The sequence below is a fragment of the Vibrio sp. V03_P4A6T147 genome, assembly GCF_002241085.1.
Lineage (GTDB): Bacteria > Pseudomonadota > Gammaproteobacteria > Enterobacterales > Vibrionaceae > Vibrio > Vibrio anguillarum.
The window spans coordinates 1-3118 of sequence record NZ_NDIO01000322.1 but is presented as its reverse complement, the minus strand read 5'-3'; the positions used below and the strand labels follow the sequence as shown (position 1 = coordinate 3118).

At 40.7% G+C, this 3118-nt stretch carries 1 protein-coding gene; it reads left to right on the top strand.

What is annotated here, in order from left to right:
* The coding region (locus B9J84_RS12505; protein WP_094124268.1) for an AraC family transcriptional regulator at window positions 1-2679 on the top strand (2679 nt) is incomplete at its 5' end.
* Window positions 2680-3118: the final 439 nt, after the last annotated feature.

Sequence of the window (3118 nt, the reverse complement as noted above, 5' to 3'; positions counted from 1 at the left end):
ATGCTCAATGGTGGGCTGATTATTGATGTCGAGGACCCAAAGCGCCAACAAAAGTTGGTTGGAGATTCCCATGTATTATCTGTTGCTGAGACAGATCAAGAATATTGGATTGGTACTGAAGATGGATTATTTGTTCATTCGTTTTTGACAGGTAAAACCGTCAAGTTAGAAAGTAATGACCAAGACAATAATGGGTTGCCAGGCAATAAAATTTATTCATTGGTCAATGACTTACAAGGTGGGATTTGGATCGCGACGGATAAAGGTATTCGTTACTTTTCTCTGTTTGGACAAAAATTTAAGCGCCATTCCATTGCACCGCTCAACAATAATCCCATAACAAAAATTGTGACAAGGTCAGATAATAAAGGGTATTTGTTTTTAACTCGACAAGGGTTATACCAAGTCGATGCTGAAAATTGGCAAGAGCCTAAACTTATTTTCCCAGGAGAAGTGCATGATGTCGCTCAAATAGATGATCATTCTCTATGGATAGCTACACATACAGGCATCGTTATTTATCACTTGCAGACAAAAAAGATGATAGAAACGAGCGTTTTACCTCTGAAGCTGCGTTCGAATGATACTAAACATCTTGAATTTGATCATGAAGGACTGTTGTGGGGAGCAACAGGTAACCATTTGTGGTCATATCAGTTGGCCGATAACTCGCTAACCGATTTCGGTTCTGAATGGTTTGTTGATGCATTTTTGCCTGCAAAAATAATAAAACTTAAGTCAACTCGGCGAGGGGTATTTATCGGCACTGACCATGGTGTTTATCTTTTTGACAAAGGCAAAATTGTTTTTCTTCGAGCGACTAGTCATTATGGACAAAGCATTGATATATTTGAGAGTAGCAAGGGTGATGTTTGGTTTGCTAGTGCTTATGGCGTCTTTGTTTTGGCACATGATCGTAGTGATATTCGATCTATTGATATGGTTGAAGAGAATATTAGCCCCAAATGTTTAACTGAAACGGGCAACGGTATTTGGCTGACTTCCTCACAAGGAATCTCGCTCTACAATCCTATGGGTGAGATGGTAAAGCATTTTGGTGATCCACACGGATTGATGAATAATGAATTTAAAAGTGGAGTTTGCGAATCAAGTATTATCAATAACCAACAGCAGTTGCTGCTAGGTTCCCGTTTTGGCTTAGTGACAGCATGGTCCTCTGAACTCACGGTTGCTACCCCTCCTAATACCAATATTATCTTTAGCCAAGTGAATGTCGATCACATTCCTGTCATGTTCGGTCGTGGTCGTTTTCAGACACTAGAATTGGAATATGGAAGTTCGATAAGCTTTTTATTTGGTGCATTGCCAGAATCGAGAGCCTTATCATTGGAGTATCGTATTGCAGGGGATAAGGAGTGGCAGAGATTAGAAAGCGCTCAGTTGACACTTGATCACCTGTTACCTGGACACTATCGTTTGCTGGTGAGAAATTACAGTCCAAATCCGCAAAACAGTATGATAAACAGTCTATCATTTATTGTGGATAACCCGTGGTATTGGTCTTCATGGGCTATTGTTCTTTACCTTTGCCTTTCTATAGGCCTTATTGCTTTTGCTTCATGGTGGCGTTCTCGTTGGGTTACCAAAGTAAACCGAAAGTTAAAAGCTCAGGTGGCCTTGAAAACGGATCAACTACGGCATCAAAGCAAAATTGTTTTGACTAATAACCAGCAGTTGCGCAAGCAATTACAAATTCGCCATATCGTTGTTGAACAGATGTTAGATTCTATTACTCCTACATTAAATCAGCTGATTTATCGCTCCCAACTCCATCAACTCGCGCGACTTGAGTCTTTAGCTTTAAAAGTAAAACGTGAACTGGCGTTACTTCGTAACGTAAGAAATGATAAAACAGCGACTCAGTTGCTCTACGACCTATCGATAATCTTGAACTCTTGTGTGGACGGATGGCGTGAAGAGTTCGCGAAAGCGAATATTTCGTTGGCGGTGAACAATGAGCTTAAACAAGCTTATATTGAATCTGCCCATTTTAACCTAGACATCATTTTCAATACGCTACTGTCTGATGCGGTAAAACGTCTTTACAGAAATCAAGAGCTACAAATTCATTGTTATGAAAGGGAGAAAAGACTGTTTATTGTGATGATTGACTGTGGCGATCAGGTGCAATCCATCAATAGCGATAAGCGTATCTCTGGTTTTGAACTAGAGGAGATGCAACTGTTAGTACAGCGCAGTGGTGGGGAAATACATATTTTTTCATCGCCAGAACGAAATTTAGTTGAGCTTTCTTGGCCATCAGTTGAGCTTGTGAGTGATGCACCTGAAATGATCGTCGTAGAGGAGCATTCAGAGGACAAGTTTATTGATGTAACGGAAAAAGAGTGGCTTAAAAAAGTAGAAAAATTGGTACACAATTACTATTCAGATCCTGAATTTAGTACCTCTAGTGCGGCCAAATCACTCTTCGTATCGGAGCGTAGTTTGCAGCGTCGTTTTAAAGCGATCACCAATAAAACATTCAAAGAGTATCTAAATGAGATCCGCTTAGAGAAAGCGTGCCAATATTTGCTCGCAGGAGGAAAAGTCGCCCAAGTCGCTTTTGATTGTGGGTTTAATGATCCGTCTTATTTCAGCCAAAGATTTAAACATCACTTCGGTTTATCGCCAACCCAATTTGTTGATGATAACGAGTAATACCGCCCCTGATAAATAGTGATAACTTTCCCACTTGAAGCTGCAGCGATGTTAGCGACATTCAGTCACCCTAATCACAAAGCTTATTCAGGTGTGTGGAGATGAACTCACTTTCCGCCGGCCTGCAATCAAGCTGTATCTCCCTTCTTGATTAGATTGGCTGCGGTGTTAGCTGCGCATATTTGTCTATGCTTGCGTAGATACACTCATTAATACTCAAAGTCGTAATATCAATTTATTTTGGAAATAGCACTTACTCAATAAACAGGCTGGGTCGGTGATTGTGTTGCGGTAAAGATGAGATGAGTAGAAAAAAAAGATCGTGGTATAGCCGGGGGGACTATACCACGGGTGTCAATGACACCTTCGCTTGCTGCCGGAGTGATACGAGTAACACCCGTACCACCTCTGGAATTTGTATCTAAGGAGTAATTCCTTT